The organism is Actinomadura gamaensis (assembly GCF_042652125.1).
In the GTDB taxonomy this organism is placed as follows: domain Bacteria; phylum Actinomycetota; class Actinomycetes; order Streptosporangiales; family Streptosporangiaceae; genus Spirillospora; species Spirillospora gamaensis.
Map to the genome: position 1 here is coordinate 64433 of NZ_JBHSIT010000010.1, position 15923 is coordinate 80355.

Genomic DNA, 15923 nt, shown 5'->3' on the forward strand with positions numbered 1-15923 from the left:
TTTTTCCGGGTTGCCGGTAGGTCACGGCATGGGGGTGATGCCGGGTGGCCGGGACGCGATTCCACTGGCGCTGGCCCTTCCCCGCGCAGTTCGAGCCCCGGCTCCGGCCGCTTCCGATGGCGGCGGCCGTCCGGGCCGGCGGGGGCGGATGGCGGGTCCGCGAGGCGGCGTCCGCGGGAGGGACCCGGGGGCACGGGCCGTTCCTGCTGGCGCTGCTCGCCGCGGCGCTGGTGCGGACGGTGGCAGCCCTGGGCTACCGGCCCGCGATGTGGTTCACCGACAGCTTCACCTACCTCGACGAGGCCCTGAGCGGACGGCCCGGACTCCCCCGCCCCGGCGGGTACTCGCTCTACCTGTGGCTGCTGAAGCCCCTGCACAGCCTCACCCTGGTCACGGCGACGCAGCACGCGATGGGCCTCGCGGCCGGCGTCCTCGTGTACGCGGTGGCGTGGCGGTACGGGGTGCCGAGGTGGGGCGCGATCCTCGCGGCGGCGCCCGTGCTGTTCGACGCCTACGAGATCCAGCTCGAACGGCTCGTCCTCTCGGACACGCTGTTCCTGCTGCTCGGGATCGCGGCGTTCGCGGTCGTCCTGTGGCGGAGCCCGCCGTCCCGCCGGGCGGTCGCGGTCGCCGGGGTGCTGGCGGGCCTCTCGGTGACGACGCGGCCGACCGGGATCGCCGTGGCCGGCGGCGTGGCGCTGATCGTCCTGCTGGAGCCGGCGCGGGCCCGGTCGCGGCGCGCCGTGACGGCCGGGCTCGTCCTGGCGGGCTGCGCGGCGCCGATCCTCGCGTACGGGCTGTGGTTCTCGTCGGTGTACGGGGACTTCGGCCTCAACCGCAGCACGGGCGTGTTCCTCTACGGACGCGTCATGAGGTTCGCGCGGTGCGAGGTGATGGACCCGCCGCACGAGCTGCGGCGGCTCTGCACGAAGATCCCGCCCGAGCGGCGGATGATCTCGCAGAACTACGTCTGGCGGCCGGGCTCCCCGCTCAACCGCATCCACGGCGACCGGTACGGCCGGCGCAAGAACGGCCTCGCCGGGCGCTTCGCCGTCCGGGCGATCATGGCGCAGCCCGGCGACTACCTGGGCGCCGTCGCGCACGACACCCTGCGCGCGTTCACCTGGACCCGGACGGTCTTCCCCGACAGGCTGACCTACGACCGGTACGAGTTCGGCGCCCAGCCCGCGCCCATCTCGGACAATCCACGCAGCAAGCGCACCGCGGCCCTCTACCGCCGCGCCGAGCAGTACGAGCGCGGGCCCGTCCGGACGAGCGTCCACCAGCCCTGGGGCGCGATCGCGAGCCTCTACCAGAAGGTCCTGTTCCTGCGCGGCACGATGGTCGGGATGATCCTCGCCGCCGGGCTCCTCACCGCCCTCGTGCGGCGCGGGCTGCCCGGACGGCTCGCCGCCGGGCCCTGGGCCTGCGCCGCCGCGCTGCTCGTCCTGCCCGCCGCGACCGCCGAGTTCGACTACCGGTACGTCCTCACCGCCGTGCCGTTCGCGGCCCTCGCACTCGCGTTGAGCTGCGCATCACGCAATAATCCCGGACAGATCAGCTCCCCCGCCGTCGCCTCCGGGACGGGCCGAGGGGAGGCCGAAGGGAGTCGGGGTGGCGCAGTGGCGGGTCGCGGGGTTCGACGAGGTCCGTGAGCTCGGCCGGGGACCGCACGGCAGGACCGTCCTCGCCCGGCACGGCGCGTCCGGTTCCACCGTGGTCGTCCGGTACCTGGAGCCCGCGGTCAGCGCCGCGGCGCGGGACCGGTTCCGCCACCGGGCCGCAGCGCTCGGCCGCCTGCGCGACCCGCGCGTGGCCCGCCCCTACCAGCTCGTCGAGAACGCGCACGGCACCGCCGTGGTCATGGAGCGCGTGGACGGCGCCGGACTCCGCGAGATCCTGCGCCGCGAACGCCGGACGCCGCCGGAGGCCGCGCTCGTCCTGCTGCGGGACGCCCTGCTCGGCCTCGCCTCGGCGCACGCGGTCGGGGTCGTCCACGGCGACTGCACGCCCGGCGACATCCTCGTCCGCGACAGCGGACGCGCCGTCCTGGTCGACTTCGCCGTCGGCGACCACGCCGGCCGGACGTCCCCGCTGTACCGCGCACCCGAACTCTGGCACGGCGCCGCGCCGTCCCCGGCGTCCGACATCTACGCGGTGACCTGCGTCTTCTTCGAGTCCGTCGCCGGGCACCGCCCCTACGGCGCCCCCGAGGCGGGCCACCTCACCGCCCCCGTCCCGGTCGGCGACGTCCCCGAACCGCTGCGCTCCCTCGTCGCGTCCGGCATGGCCAAGGACCCGCGCGACCGCCCGTCCGACGCGGCCCTGTTCGCCGACGAGGTCGAGAGGACCGCCCGCGCCGCCTACGGCCCCGACTGGGAAGCCCGAGGCCGCCGCACCCTGGCCGCCCTCGCCGCCCCCGACCACTTCCCCACCCCCCGCCCCACCGGCCGCCGCCGCAAACCCCCCACCTCCCCACCCGCCGAACCGAACGCCTTCCCCCACCCCCGCGCCGGACAACACCGCGCGGCTACGGACGAGCCCTACGCGCCGGGTGAGCCCCGCGCTCAGGCCGGCCACCGCGACGCGGTTGCGGACGTCCCCCTTGCGGCGCGCAGCGAGGACCGGACGCGAGTTGGCCAGCATCGCGCGAAAGCGGACGAACTTCCCGCGCTCGACGAGATACCTCGCGCGCCGGCCGGGCAGCCCGGTGCAGTTCCGGCCGGGCAGCCCGGTGCAGTTGCGGACAAGGCTTCGGCGCTGGGCGAGGAGCCTCGCGCGCGGGGTGGGCAGCCCGGTGCGGTTGCGGACGAGGCTTTTGTGCTGGGTGAGGAGCCTCGGGCGTCGAGTGGGCAGCATCGCGCTGCGGCGGACAGTGCGCTGGTGGTGCGGAGCGAAAGGCGTTCTGAGGGTGCCGTCGCCCGGGGGCGGCGTGGGCGTGCTCGCGGGGGCGGACGTCGGCGGGGTGGCGCGCGGCGAGGACGCGGGCGGATGCTCGCGGCGGCCGGGGTCGCGGTCGCCGGGGTGCTCGCGGCGGGCGGTTACGGGATCTACGAGGCCGTCGATCCGCACGCGTCGTCGCAGCGGACGGCGGCCGAGCGGGACGCCGCGGCGGGACGCGCGGTGACGCTCGGACGGCTCGGGCTGCGCGTCCCCCCGTCCTGGCAGGCGCTTCCGATCACCGTCAAGGGACGCGCCGCCGACAGTTTCTACGTGTCGCTCGCCGGGGGCTGCCCGCAGCCCGCCGCGTCCAGCCTCGGCTCGTGTCCCGGGTTCGCCGTGATGGGGCCGAGCTTCTTCGACAGGTCGGAGTCGCAGGCGTACGGCGGCGGGCCCTACGACCCGAAGGACACCTTCGCCTCGCGGATCGCAATGAGCTGCCCGCGGCATCCGGAGCTGGTCGCGGGCGGCGCGGCCAAGGGCGCCTCGCAGACCGCGTCGAGGGCCGTCCGGCTCGGGCAACGGCAGGCCGAATTCCACCAGTGGCGTGTCCCTTGCTTCGAGCGCCAGGGGGACGGCACCGGATCGGTCTACACCGAGCGAATCTGGTACGTACCGTCCGCCCAGATCGTGGTGGTGGACGCCTGGAACACCCCCGATCTCGACGCGATCCTCCGCCGCGGCACCTGGCCCTAGGGGAAATGGTTCGGTCCGCGCTGGCAAAAGCGGAGGAGATCGCGCGTCCGGAGTGCGGCGTCCGTGGCTAGGTTGCCGTGCATGTCGAACAGTGGCGCACATGAGATGGCGCAGGCCCAGGCCCGGATGGCGGGCCGGTTCACCGGGATGCCGGAGACCGGGATGGTCGGCGCGCAGGCCGGCCCGCACGCCGGCGCGCACGCCGCGCCGGCGGGACGCGAGCTGGATCCGGCGGTCGCCGGGCTGATCGCCCGCCTGCCCGGCCCCGGCGGGACGATGTCACCCGGCGCGATCGCGCGCTGGACGGACGCGGCGCGCGCCGTCCTGACCCTGGCCTACGCGCTGGACGAGGACCTGCCGCGTTGATCCGCGCGGTATGGAACGCGCCAATCCCGGGCGCGGCACGGCGCGGGCCGGCGAGCGGCGGGATGGCCCCGCCCCGGCCGGTGCTCGGCCGGACGGCGCCGAGGGGCGCGGGGTCGGGCTCGGCCCGCCGGGATCGGGTGGCGGACGGGTCGGAAGGCGCGGCCCTGACCGCGACCGTGACCGCGGCCCTGACCGCGACCGTGACCGCGCTCCGGCGGGTGGCGGTTGCGTTGCGGGAGGGAAAAGGTGCAACCGGAAACCGGCGCGGCGCGTCCATACGTCGTGGAGTGGCGCATCGACGGGTTCGAGGAGATCCGTGAGCTGGGGCGCGGCGGCCAGGGCCGGGTGGTCCTCGCCCGGCACACGGCGTCCGGCGGCCTGGTCGCGGTCAAGTACCTGCTCGGCGACGCCGGGTCCGGCGCGCGGGCGCGGTTCCGGGACGAGGCGGTCCTGCTCGGCCGGGTCCGCGACCCGCACGTCGCGCGGCTCTACCGGCTCGTGGAGAGCGACCAGGGCCTCGCGCTGGTGATGGAGGCCGTGGACGGCGTCTCGTTCCGGGAACTCCTCGCACGGTACGGGGCGCTCGCGCCGGAGGCGGCGCTGGCCGTCCTCAAGGGGTCGCTGCTCGGGCTCGCCGCCGCGCACGCGGCTGGGGTCGTGCACCGCGACTACAAGCCGTCCAACGTGATCGTCCCGGCGGACGGCCGCAGCAAGCTCATCGACTTCGGCGTCGCCACGATGGCCGGGGCCTCGTCCGGGGCGGGGACGCCCGCGTACATGGCGCCGGAGCAGTGGCTCGGCGAGCCCGCGGGCCCGGCGGCCGACGTGTACGCCGCGACCTGCGTCTTCGTCGAGACCGTGACCGGGCGCAGGCCGTTCGCGGACGACCCTCGCAACGGACACCTCGCCGGGCCGATCCCGGTCGGGGACGTGCCGGAACCGCTGCGTCCGCTGATCGTCCGCGGCATGGCCAAGGCTCCGGCGGAGCGTCCGCCGGGCGCGGCGCCCTTCGTCCGCGAGCTGGAGGACGTCGCCCGCGCCGCGTACGGGCCCGACTGGGAGTCGCGCGGCGTGCGCGTCCTCGCGGGCGTGGCGATGGCGCTGGCGTCCCTGTTCCCCTTGGCCGCGCTCAGCGCGGGCGCGGGCGCGGCCGGAGCCGGGGCGGGCGCCGGTGCCGCAGGCGCGGGGATGGCCGGAGCCGGAACCGCAGGAGCGGGCACAGCAGGCACGGCGGGCACAGCAGGCACGGCGGGCACAGCGGGCACGGCGGGTGCCGGGACGGCTTCGGCTTCGGCTTCGGGGGCCAGTGCCGTCCTCGGCGGCAAGACGGGCGTGGCGATCGCGGCGGCGGCGCTGCTCGCGACGGGTGCGGCGGGCTACGGCGTGTACCAGGCCGTCAAGCCGTCCCCCAAGAAGCACGTCGCGACGGCCGCGCCGACGAAGGCCATGACCGTCGATCGGATCTCGTTCCGCACCCCGGTGCCGTGGGTGCTGCACCAGATGAATCTCGGGACGAACGGGCGCAGCTTCGGCGACAGCTACTTCGTCGCGCAGGCGGCGGGGTGCGCGCCGCCGCAGGGCCGGTTCTCGCCGTACGTCATGTCCCAGTGCAAGGGATATGTGGTGATGGGGCCGAGTTTCGACACCCACAACGACATCTACCTCGCCGGGAAGTTCAAGCCGACCGAACCGTTCGGCGGCCTGTTCGGCGAGGACAAGGGCGTCGACTGCCCCGCCGACCCCCGGCTGCGCGTGGCGGACGCGCAGCACGGCGCGACCCGGACGGTGAGCTCCGTCAAGCCCGTCGGCTCGCACAAGGCGCAGTACTTCGAGTGGACGGTCCCCTGCTGGACGCGGGCCGCGACCGGCGGCCGGTACTTCGAGCAGCGGACCGCCACGTCCTACACCGAGCGGATCTGGTACCTCCCGGAGTCCAGGGTCGTCATCGCCGACTTCTGGCGGACGCCGGGCCTGGACCAGATCCTCGCGAAGGCGTCCTGGGTCTAGCGTTCACTCCTCCTTCCCGCCGAGGCTGCGGGCCTCCGCGTCGATCTCCCGCGCGGTCTCCTCCGAACCGGTGGCCTGGAGCTCGTGCGCGAGCTGCTCCAGCTCCGCGCCGCCCGCCATGAGCGCGGTCAGCTCCTCGCGGGTGATCTCGTCCTTGTCGTGGTAGCCGATCGGACGGCCGCGGTTGAGGATCAGGAAGCGGTCGCCGACCGGGTAGGCGTGGTGCGGGTTGTGGGTGATGAACACGACGCCGAGGCCGCGTTCGCGCGCCTGGACGATGTAGCGCAGGACGACCCCGGCCTGCTTCACGCCGAGCGCGGCGGTCGGCTCGTCCAGCACGAGGACCTTCGCGCCGAAGTGGACGGCGCGGGCGATCGCGACGCACTGCCGCTCGCCGCCGGAGAGCGTGCCGATGGGCTGGTCCACGTCGCGCAGGTCGATGCCCATGGCGAGCATCTCGTCGCGCGTGGTGCGGCGCATGAACTCGACGTCGAGCCGTCCGAAGCCCTTCCGCTTCTCGGAGCCGAGGAAGAAGTTGCGCCAGACGGGCATGAGCGGGACGACGGCGAGGTCCTGGTAGACGGTCGCGATGCCGAGGTCGAGCGCGTCGCGCGGCGAGGCGAACTCGACCCGCTCCCCCTGCACCTCGTAGGTCCCGGCGTCGTGCCGGTGCAGCCCGGCGATGATCTTGATGAGGGTGGACTTGCCCGCGCCGTTGTCGCCGAGCACGCACACCACCTGCCCGGCGGCGACCTCCAGGGACACGTCCCGCAGCGCGATCACGCTGCCGTAGTCCTTGCCGACGCCGGTGAGCTTGACGAGCGCGGTCACCGTTCGGCCCTCCGCTGGACGAGGTGGTTGACGACGGTCGCGGCGAGCAGCGCCGCGCCGAGGAAGAACCGGAACCAGTCGGGGTTCCAGTCCGCGTACACGATGCCCTTGTTGACCATGCCGAAGATGAACGCGCCGATCGCGGCCCCGATCGCCGAGCCGTACCCGCCGGTCAGCAGGCAGCCGCCGATCACCGCGCAGATGATGTAGAAGAACTCGTTGCCGACGCCCTCGCCCGACTGGACGGTCGCGAACGCGAACAGCAGGTGCATCCCGGAGAACCAGGCGCAGAACGCGACCCCGGCGAACAGCGCGATCTTCGTCCGGGCGACCGGGACGCCGACCGCGCGGGCGCTGGCCGCGTTCCCGCCCACCGCGAAGATCCAGTTCCCGGCGCGGGTGCGCAGCAGGATCCAGGTGGCGACGGCCGTGAACGCCAGCCACCAGAACACGGTGACGTTGACGTTCACGCCGCCGATGTCGACCTCCGAGGCGAACACGCGCTTGGCGGCGTCGAAGCCGTCCATGTCGCGGATCGAGTCGGACGCGACGTTCCCCGTGACCGCCTTCGTCACGCCGAGGTTCGCGCCGGCCAGCATCAGGAACGTCGCGAGCGTCACGATGAAGCTCGGCAGCTTCGTCCAGACGTAGAGCAGGCCGTTCAGCACGCCGAGCGCGAGCGTGACGACCAGCGAGATCGCCACGCCCGCCCAGACGTTCAGCGTGAGCTGGTAGGACACGAGCGAGGCGACCAGCGCGGAGCTGGTCACCATCACCCCGGCGGACAGGTCGAACTCGCCGCCGATCATCAGCAGCGACACTCCGACCGCCATGATCCCGAACGTGGACGAGGCGTACAGCACGGTCGAGAACGACGGCGCGCGCAGGAACGCGTCGGCCGTCGCGGAGAAGAACACGAACAGCGCGACCGCGCCGATCAGCGCGCCCAGCTCGGGCCGCACGAGCAGGCGGCGGAGCGGATCGCGCCGCGCCACCCGCTCGTCCGGCGCCCGGTCGGTGGTGGCCGCCGTCACCTGGTCCCCCGCTCGTCTCGCGTCCGTCCGGTGTCGTCCGGGGTCACCTGGTGCCTCGCTCGGCGAAGGGGGCGATCTGGTCGGCGTTGTCCTTGGTGACGACCGCGGGTCCGGTCAGGACGGGCCGCCCGCCGCCCAGGACGTTGCCGTTGTTCTTGTACAGCCACAGCTCGTCCACGGCCTCGTAGCCCTGGAGGTAGGGCTGCTGGTCCACGGCGAACTGGATCGAGCCGTCCTTGATCGAGGCGATCAGGTCCTTGTTCATGTCGAACGTCCCGATCTTCGCCTTGCTGCCCGCCTCCTGCTCGGACTGGACGGCCGTGGCGGCGAACGGCGCGCCGAGCGTGAGCACCCCGTCGATGCCCTTGTCCGCCTGGAGCTTCGCCGTGATCGCCGACTTGACCTGCGGCATGTTCGTGCCGGTCACGTACAGGTTCTGCATCGTCCCGCCGAAGGCCTTCTTCGCGCCCGCGCAGCGCGCCTCCAGCCCGACGTTGCCCTGCTCGTGCACCACGCACAGCGCCTTCTTGGCGCCGATCCTCGCGAGCTGCCGCCCGGCGGCCTCGCCCGCGACGCTCTCGTCCTGCCCGAAGTGGACCAGTGCGCCGACCTTGGCCGACGCGTCCGCGCCGGAGTTGATCGACACGACCGGGATCTTCGCGGCGGCGGCGCGGGCGAGCACGTCCTTCATCGCGTCCGGCTTGGCGAGCGTGACGACGATGCCGTCCACCTTCTGGTCGATCGCGGTCTGGACGAGCTGCGCCTGCCGCCCGCCGTCCGGGTCGGCCGAGTAGAGGAACTGCACGTTGTCCTTGGCCGCGGCGGCCTTCGCGCCCTTCTGGACGATGTCCCAGAACGTGTCGCCCGCGCCGGAGTGCGTGACCATCGCGATCTTCAGCCGGGGGCCGCCGCCGGACGCCGCGCTCGCGTTCTTCTCCTCGGCCTTCTTGCCCCCGGAGCTGCTGCATCCGGCCAGGGCGGCGGTCAGCGCGAGCGAGCCGGCCGCCAGGGCCAGCAGTCGTCTGCGCGGCGTCGATGTCGTCACGGCCGTCTCCGTTCGTTGGGGTGGGCGATCGGCAGGACTCATACTGACGGGTTCCGAGCGCCAGGTCACGGCTGTTTCTCGATGGACGGGACGGGTACACGAGACTGGTGGTGCAGAAGATCGTTCACCTCCGCCTCGGTGGGCATCGCCTCGGCGCAGGAGAGCCGGGACGCCACGATCGCGCCGGCCGCGTTCGCGAACGCGAGGACGCGCGGCAGGTCCCAGCCCGCGAGCAGGCCGTGGCAGAGCGCGCCGCCGAACGCGTCGCCCGCGCCGAGGCCGTTCACCACCTCGATCCGGACGGGCCTCACCTCGGCGACGGTGTCGGGGGTCATCGCGAGGACGCCGTCCGGGCCCCGCTTGACGACGACCAGGTCCAGGCCCCGGGCGAGGAGCGCGCGGGCGGCGGCGCGCGGGTCGCGCTCGCCGGTCGCGATCTCGCACTCCTCGCGGTTGCCCACGGCGACCGTCGCGTGTTCGAGCGCCTCGTGGATGGCGGGGCGGGCTCGCGAGGGGTCCTTCCAGAGCATCGGCCGCCAGTCGAGGTCCAGGACGGTCATCCCGCCGCGCGCTCGTCCGTGCGCTTGGCCGGGCGCTGCGCGGTCCGCTCGTCCGGACGCTTCGCGGTGTGCTTTGAGGGCGGCGAGGGTGGCGGTGCGGCTCGGCTCCTCGGAGAGGCCGGTGACGGTGGCCCAGAGCAGCCTCGCCTCCGCTATCGCGGCGAAGTCGAGCTCGTGCTCGTGGATCTCCAGGTCGGGGGCTTTCGGGTAGCGGTAGAAGTACAGCGGGAAGTCGTCCGGCGGGAAGATCTCGCAGAACGAGAGCGGCGTCGGCAGGCCGGGGACGGACGTGACGTACCGGTCGTCCACCCCGTAGCGGCGCAGCGCCTTGCGGACGAAGCGGCCGAACGGGTCGTCGCCGGTGCGGGTGACGACGGCGGCGCGGCGGCCGAGCCGGGCGGCGGCGACCGCGACGTTCGTCGGGCTGCCGCCGAGGTACCGGCCGAACGTCTCGACGTCCTCCAGCGGGACGCCGCTCTGCCGCGGATAGAGATCGACGACGACGCGTCCCATCGTGATCAGCTCGGGGCTCACGGCGCGGCGACCTTCCGGAGGAACGCGAGGCCGTCCGCGACGTCCTCGACCGGGCCGCGCCCGCCGGGCGGTTCCGCGTCGAGGACGGTGTCCTGTTCGAGGACGTACCAGCCGTCGTATCCGGACTCGTCCAGCGCGCGGACGATCCCGGCGACATCGACGCCGCCCTGGCCGAGCGGGCGGTAGAGCTCCTTCGCGACCGCCTCGGCGTAGGGCGTCTCGCCGTCCCGGACGCGCCGGGCGAGTTCGACGTCCACGTCCTTGAGGTGGACGTGGCCGACGCGTTCGGCCGCGCTTCTCGCGAGCGCCAAGGGATCCGTGCCGCCGATGAGGAGGTGTCCGGTGTCGAGGCACAGCGGAACGGCGCAGCCGTCGAGGACGCGGACGACCTCCCGCTCCCGCTCGACGAGCGTGCCGACGTGCGGGTGCAGCGTGACCGCGCGGTCGCGCGCGGCGGCGTGCTCGACGGCCGCGTCGAGGTGCCGCAGCAGCGTGCCCCACTCGCGCGCCCCGAGCACCGGACGGGTGTCGTAGCCGGTCGAGCCGGTCGCGGCGGCCAGCACGAGGACGGTCTCGGCGGGCAGGCCGTCCAGCGCCCGGTCGATCTCGCCGAGCGGATCGCGGTCCGGGTCGTGCAGGACGACCGGGACGAAGGCGCCGACCATCCGCAGGCCGTGCCGCTTGAGCAGCATGTCCCGCTCGTCCGGGTCGTCCGGAAGGAATCCGTCGGGGCCGCGCTCGACGGCGTCCAGGCCGAGCGCTTCGATCTCGTCCAGCACCCGTTCCGGGGCGAGCTGGTGCCCCCAGCCGGGCACCTCGCACACGCCCCAGGAGATCGGGGCCGCCGCGACGCGGACGGTCACCGCCGCACCTCCTCGATCTCGACGGCGCGCCCCTCGCGCCGGGACAGGTCGCACGCCTCGGCGAGGTAGAACGCCTCCAGCGCCTCCTCCGGCGGGCACGGGTTGGCCCGGTCGCCGGCCGCGACCTGCACGAACGCCGCCAGCTCGGCGTCGTAGGCGGCGGCGAACCGCTCCAGGAACCCGCTGTAGGCGGGACCGCGCCGTCCCTCCTCGGGCAGCGGGGTGAGGGGCGTCCGCTCGTCCAGGCCCGCGACGACGCTGTCCTTGGAGCCGAAGACCTCCAGCCGGACGTCGTACCCGGCCGCGTTGTACCGGGTCGCGGCGATGAGGCCGAGCGTGCCGTCGTCCAGGACGAGCAGCGCCGCGCCGGTGTCCACGTCCCCGCACTCGCGGAAGAACGCGTCCCCCCGGTTGGCCCCGGCCGCGACGACCCGCACGACCTCCCGTCCCGTGACGTACCGGACGGAGTCGAGGTCGTGGATCAGGCAGTCGCGGAACAGGCCGCCGGACGTCGGCACGTACCCGGCGGGCGGCGGCGCGGGGTCGAACCCGCACGACCGGACGGTGTGCAGCCAGCCGAGCCGTCCGGACGCGACCGCGTCGCGCGCGGCCTGGTACCCGGCGTCGAAGCGCCGCTGGAACCCGACCTGCACGGGCACCCGCGCGGCGCGGGCGGCCCGGACGATTTGGAGCGTTCCATGCACGTCCGGGGCGAGCGGCTTCTCGCAGAAGACCGGAATCCCGTGCGCGACGGCCCGCTCCACCAGCGCCGCGTGCGCGTCGGTGGCCGCCGCGACGACGAACCCGTCCGCGCCGGCGTCGAACAGCTCGTCCACGCCCGCGGCCGCGCGGATCCGGGCCGGGGGCGAGCGGTCGGGGCGGAGGTGATCGGCCAGGGCGGCCGCGCGGCGCGGATCGGCGTCGGCGATGATGAGTTCGGTGACGTGGGGAGAGCGGGCCAGGGCGGCGGCGTGCCGCGCGCCGATCCGGCCCGCGCCGGCGAGTGCGATCCTCATGGTTCCCTCCCGGGCGGGGGATGGGTGAGCCCCGAGTGTGCTGGAGCGTTCCAGGCCCGTCAACGACGGGGCCGCCGCGCGCACCCCCTTAGGGGCGACCGGAATCCGGACCGCCCCCGGCCTTCCTCCGGAGTACAACCAAGCGCTAGGTTGCCTACATGCGCGTGTTCCTCACCGGTGCCTCGGGTTTCGTCGGCTCCCACACCGTCGCCGCCCTGCTGGCCGCCGGGCACGTGCCGCGCGCGCTCGTCCGCGACCCGGACCGCGCCGCCCGCACCCTCGCCACGCTGGGCGTCGACCCCGCGCGCGTCGAGTTCGCCAAGGGCGACATGCTCGACACCGAGGCCGTCGCCCGCGCCCTGGACGGCTGCGACGCCGCGATCCACGCCGCCGCCGCGATCGGCATCACCGGGCCGTCCGGCGATCTGGTCTCGGCGAACGTCACCGGCACCCGCAACATCGTCGGCGGCGCCGTCGAACGCGGCCTGGCGCCGGTGGTCCACGTGTCGTCGGTCGCGGTGTTCGTCCCGCCGGACGGCCCGGTGATCACGCCCGCCGGCCCGCTGGCCAGCCCGCACACCGACTACGGCCGGTCCAAGGTCGCGGCCGAGCGGTACGTCCGCGAGGTGCAGGCGGGCGGCGCGCCCGTCGCCATCGTCTACCCCGGCGGCGTCTGCGGCCCGCACCAGCCGAACCTGGACGCCCTGCCGGAGGGCCTCGCCGGGGCGCTGAACCTGGCCTGGCCGCTTCCGCCCGGCGGCGTGAGCGTCATCGACGTCCGCGACCTGGCCGAGGCCCTGGCCCGCGCCGTCACGACGGCGCGGGGCGGGGAACGCTGGCCGCTCGGCGGGACTTACCTCACCTGGCCGGAAATAGCCGACCTCTGCGACACGCTCACCGGCGTCCCGTGCCGCCGGATGCGCGTCCCGGGCGCCGTCATGATCGGACTGGGCCGCGCGCTGGACGCCGCCAAGCGCGTCCGCTCGTTCGACTACCCGCTGACCAGGGACGCCGCGCAGATGATGGTCAGCCTCGTCCCGAGCGACGACGCCCCCGCCCTGGCCGCGCTGGACCTGCGTCCGCGCCCGGTCGAGACGACGGTCGCCGACACGCTGCGCTGGCTGGCCGCGTCCGGCCATCTCAAAACCCGCCGCGCTGGACGCCTGGCCCCGGACGCGCCCCGCCCCACCGCCGAGGAGTCCCGCCCCACCGCCGAGGAGAAGCCGATGCCGACGTTCATCCAGCGCACCCTGGGCCCGGTGTTCCGCTACGTCTCCGGCGCACCCTGGTTCGCGAAGGTCGGGCCGAAGATCGTGCCGCCGCTGGACCGCGCCCTGCACCGCGTCAGCGGCGGCCGGATCCTGCTGGGCCAGGCGCTCGTGCCGAGCCTGCTGCTGACGACGACGGGCGCGAAGTCCGGCCTGCCGCGCCGGGTGCCGCTGGCCTGCCGTCCCGAGGAGGACGGCACCTGGCTGGTCGTCGGCTCCAACTTCGGCCGCGAGAAGCACCCAGCGTGGACGGCCAACCTCATGAAGAACCCCGAGGCCGAGGTGTCCTTCCGCGGCAGCACCACCAAGGTCACCGCCCACCTGCTGACCGACGCCGAACGCGCCGACGCCTGGCCCCGCCTCATCCAGGTGTGGCCCGTCTACGACCGCTATGTGGAACGGGCCCAGCGCGAGCTCAGGGTCTTCCGCCTCACCCCGCGCTAGCGCCGGGACGGTCCAGGGCGTGGCCGACGGTCGCGTCCACGTGGTCGGGCACGTCCTCGTGGCGGTCGCCCACCGACAGGGTCCCGGACGGCTCGAACAACAGGATCGAGGCGCCGCCCGGAGCCGCCGGCTTGTGCTCGGTGCCCTTCGGCACCACGAACACCGCGCCCTTGGGCAGGGTCACGACGCGCTCGCCGCCGTCCTCCCTGAGCGCGATGCTCAACTCGCCGTCGAGCACCAGGAAGAACTCGTCGGTGTGCTCGTGCGCGTGCCAGAGGTGCTCGCCCTCCGCCTTCGCGATCCGGACGTCGTAGTCGTTCACCCGCGTCACGATGCGCGGGCTCCAGATCTCGTCGAACGAGGCCAGCGCGTCCTGGAGTTCAATCGCTTCGTTGTTCATGGGACCACCCTGCCGTTCGCCGCCGGGTGCCCGCGAGTGCTAGGAATCGCATATGTCGCAAGGATCCTCGCACCGCGTCGCCATGATCGTGGACGACGGCTCGAACCCCTTCGAGCTGGGCGTCGCCACCGAGCTGTTCGGGCTGCGCCGGCCCGAGCTGGACGTCCCGTGGTACGAGTTCACGCTCTGCGCCGCGGGCGACGTCACGATGCACGCGAACCTGTTCACGATGTCGGGCGTCCCGGGGCTGGACGCGGCCGGCACCGCCGACACGCTAATCGTGCCGAACCGTCCCGACCCGGACGTGCGGCCGTCCGAGGCCGTCCTCGCGGCGATCCGCGCGGCCTCGGCGCGGGGAGCGCGCCTGGTCAGCTTCTGCACGGGCACGTTCGCGCTCGCCGCCGCGGGCGTCCTCGACGGCCGCCGCGCGACGACCCACTGGCGCTGGGCGGATCTCTTCCGCTCCCGGTACCCGTCCGTGCGCCTCGAACCGGACGTCCTGTTCGTGGACGACGGCGACGTCCTCACCGCCGCGGGCAGCGCCGCCGCCCTCGACCTCGGCCTGCACCTGATCCGCCGCGACCACGGCGCGGAGGTCGCCAACGCCGTCGCCCGCCGCCTGGTGTTCGCCGGCCACCGCGACGGCGGCCAGCGCCAGTTCATCGAACGGCCGGTGCCGGCCGTCCCCGACACGTCCCTGGCGCCCGTCCTCGCCTGGGCCCGGGCCAACCTCGACCGCCCCCTGACCGTGGACGACCTGGCCGCCCGCGCCGCGACCAGCCCCGCCACCCTGCACCGCCGCTTCCGGGCCGAGCTCGGCACCACTCCCCTGGCCTGGCTGACCGCCGAGCGCGTCACCCTCGCCTGCCGCCTCCTGGAGACCGGCGACCTCCCCCTGGACGCCCTAGCCCGCGCCACCGGCCTCGGCACCTCCGCCAACCTCCGCGCCCACTTCCGCCGCCGCACCGGCCTGACCCCCACCGCCTACCGCACCCGCTTCACCGCCTGACCGGCCGAGCCATGGCACGCGGGAACCAGGTTCGCCGCGCCTGGGGCGATGAGTTCTGCCCGCGGGACGGGTCGTCATCGGGGTACGGCGCGGACGTCTTCGACCGGAGGTAAGCGATGGCCACGGGATACGCCCCTGTGAACGGGCTGGACATGTACTACGAGGAGCACGGCCAGGGAAGTCCGCTCGTCCTGCTGCACGGCGGGGTGCTCACGGTGGACCTGTCGTTCTCGTCGATGCTGCCCGAGCTGGCGAAGAACCATCGGGTCATCGCGCCCGAGATGCAGGGACACGGGCACACGGCCGACATCGACCGTCCGATCGAGGTGGGAGCGCTGGCCGACGACGTGGTCGGGCTGCTCGACCATCTGGGCGTCGAGCGGACCGCCGTGTTCGGTTTCAGCCTGGGCGGGTTCGTCGCGCTCCAGCTGGCCATGGCGCACCCCGAGCGGGTGAGCCGGGCGGTCGTGGCGTCCGCGCAGGTGCGGCCGGACGGCGTCCATCCCGACATCACCGACCCGGAGCGCTGGGCCACGTCCGAGCGCATGCCGGGCGAGAGCGACTTCCGGGAGACGCGCGAGGCGTACCTGAAGGTCGCGCCGCGTCCCGAGCGGTTCGAGGAGCTCCTGGCGAGGACCTCGGCGGCGGCGCAGTCGTTCCCGGGCTGGACGGACGACCAGGTCCGGGCCGTGGCCGTCCCCACGATGATCGTCGTCGGGGACACCGACTTCGTGACGCTGGAGCACGCGGTCGAGATGCGCGAGCTGATCCCGGACGCGCGGCTGGCCGTCCTCCCGGACACCACGCACCAGGCGGTGACGCGCCGCCCCGAGCTCGTCCCGATGATCGAGCGGTTCCTGTCCTAGACCCGCGCGGCGACGGCCGCGCTCCGGGAAGACGGCGAAGGCCG

At 74.2% G+C, this 15923-nt stretch carries 14 protein-coding genes; 7 read left to right on the forward strand and 7 right to left on the reverse strand.

Going from position 1 to position 15923, the window contains the following annotated elements; genetic code table 11:
• Positions 1-44: 44 nt before the first annotated feature.
• The 4 genes from ACFPCY_RS30550 (at position 45) to ACFPCY_RS30565 (ending at position 6009) form a co-directional block, all read left to right on the forward strand.
• Complete coding sequence (locus ACFPCY_RS30550; RefSeq protein WP_378260848.1) at positions 45-1655, forward strand: glycosyltransferase family protein; 1611 nt, start codon at positions 45-47, stop codon at positions 1653-1655.
• Positions 1615-3636 (forward strand): protein kinase domain-containing protein, encoded by a 2022-nt coding sequence (locus tag ACFPCY_RS30555; RefSeq protein WP_378260850.1) that lies wholly within the window; start codon positions 1615-1617, stop codon positions 3634-3636. The genes ACFPCY_RS30550 and ACFPCY_RS30555 overlap by 41 nt, the downstream gene beginning before the upstream one ends.
• Before the next feature lie 81 nt (positions 3637-3717).
• A complete protein-coding gene (locus tag ACFPCY_RS30560; protein ID WP_378260853.1) occupies positions 3718-4002 on the forward strand; it encodes a hypothetical protein in 285 nt (94 codons plus the stop codon).
• A gap of 282 nt (positions 4003-4284) precedes the next feature.
• The gene (locus ACFPCY_RS30565) at positions 4285-6009 is read left to right on the forward strand and encodes a serine/threonine-protein kinase (RefSeq protein ID WP_378260855.1); all 1725 of its coding nucleotides are present in this window, start codon (positions 4285-4287) and stop codon (positions 6007-6009) included.
• A 3-nt stretch (positions 6010-6012) separates the two neighbouring features.
• Here ACFPCY_RS30565 and ACFPCY_RS30570 read toward each other — a convergent pair whose 3' ends face one another.
• The 6 genes from ACFPCY_RS30570 to ACFPCY_RS30595 form a co-directional block, all read right to left on the reverse strand.
• Entirely contained in the window at positions 6013-6840 is an 828-nt protein-coding gene (locus tag ACFPCY_RS30570; RefSeq protein ID WP_378260857.1) for an ATP-binding cassette domain-containing protein, read from the reverse strand.
• Positions 6837-7874 (reverse strand): ABC transporter permease, encoded by a 1038-nt coding sequence (locus ACFPCY_RS30575; protein ID WP_378260859.1) that lies wholly within the window; start codon positions 7872-7874, stop codon positions 6837-6839. Before ACFPCY_RS30575 ends, ACFPCY_RS30570 begins: the two co-directional genes overlap by 4 nt.
• Positions 7875-7917: 43 nt before the next feature.
• On the reverse strand, positions 7918-8919 hold the full coding sequence (locus ACFPCY_RS30580) for a sugar ABC transporter substrate-binding protein (protein WP_378260861.1): 1002 nt from the start codon (positions 8917-8919) through the stop codon (positions 7918-7920).
• Positions 8920-8984: 65 nt separating this feature from the next.
• Entirely contained in the window at positions 8985-9992 is a 1008-nt protein-coding gene (gene iolC / locus ACFPCY_RS30585) for a 5-dehydro-2-deoxygluconokinase (protein WP_378261448.1), read from the reverse strand.
• Between the two features lie 17 nt (positions 9993-10009).
• Positions 10010-10876 carry a TIM barrel protein gene (locus ACFPCY_RS30590; protein WP_378260863.1) on the reverse strand — a complete coding sequence of 289 codons (867 nt, stop codon included), beginning with the start codon at positions 10874-10876 and terminating at the stop codon, positions 10010-10012.
• A complete protein-coding gene (locus tag ACFPCY_RS30595; RefSeq protein WP_378260865.1) occupies positions 10873-11892 on the reverse strand; it encodes a Gfo/Idh/MocA family protein in 1020 nt (339 codons plus the stop codon). The genes ACFPCY_RS30590 and ACFPCY_RS30595 overlap by 4 nt, the downstream gene beginning before the upstream one ends.
• A 158-nt stretch (positions 11893-12050) precedes the next feature.
• On the opposite strand from ACFPCY_RS30595, the gene ACFPCY_RS30600 reads away from it, so the two are divergent.
• Positions 12051-13604, forward strand: coding sequence for a nitroreductase family deazaflavin-dependent oxidoreductase (locus tag ACFPCY_RS30600; protein WP_378260867.1), 1554 nt, complete (start codon positions 12051-12053; stop codon positions 13602-13604).
• On the opposite strand, the gene ACFPCY_RS30605 is transcribed toward ACFPCY_RS30600, so the two are convergent.
• Positions 13591-14004 carry a cupin domain-containing protein gene (locus ACFPCY_RS30605; protein WP_378260869.1) on the reverse strand — a complete coding sequence of 138 codons (414 nt, stop codon included), beginning with the start codon at positions 14002-14004 and terminating at the stop codon, positions 13591-13593. The two genes, ACFPCY_RS30600 and ACFPCY_RS30605, sit on opposite strands and share 14 nt — an antisense overlap.
• Before the next feature lie 52 nt (positions 14005-14056).
• On the opposite strand from ACFPCY_RS30605, the gene ACFPCY_RS30610 reads away from it, so the two are divergent.
• Both ACFPCY_RS30610 and ACFPCY_RS30615 read left to right on the forward strand, forming a co-directional pair.
• Positions 14057-15013 (forward strand): helix-turn-helix domain-containing protein, encoded by a 957-nt coding sequence (locus ACFPCY_RS30610; RefSeq protein ID WP_378260871.1) that lies wholly within the window; start codon positions 14057-14059, stop codon positions 15011-15013.
• Positions 15014-15129: 116 nt separating this feature from the next.
• Complete coding sequence (locus ACFPCY_RS30615; protein ID WP_378260873.1) at positions 15130-15879, forward strand: alpha/beta fold hydrolase; 750 nt, start codon at positions 15130-15132, stop codon at positions 15877-15879.
• Positions 15880-15923 lie beyond the last annotated feature (44 nt).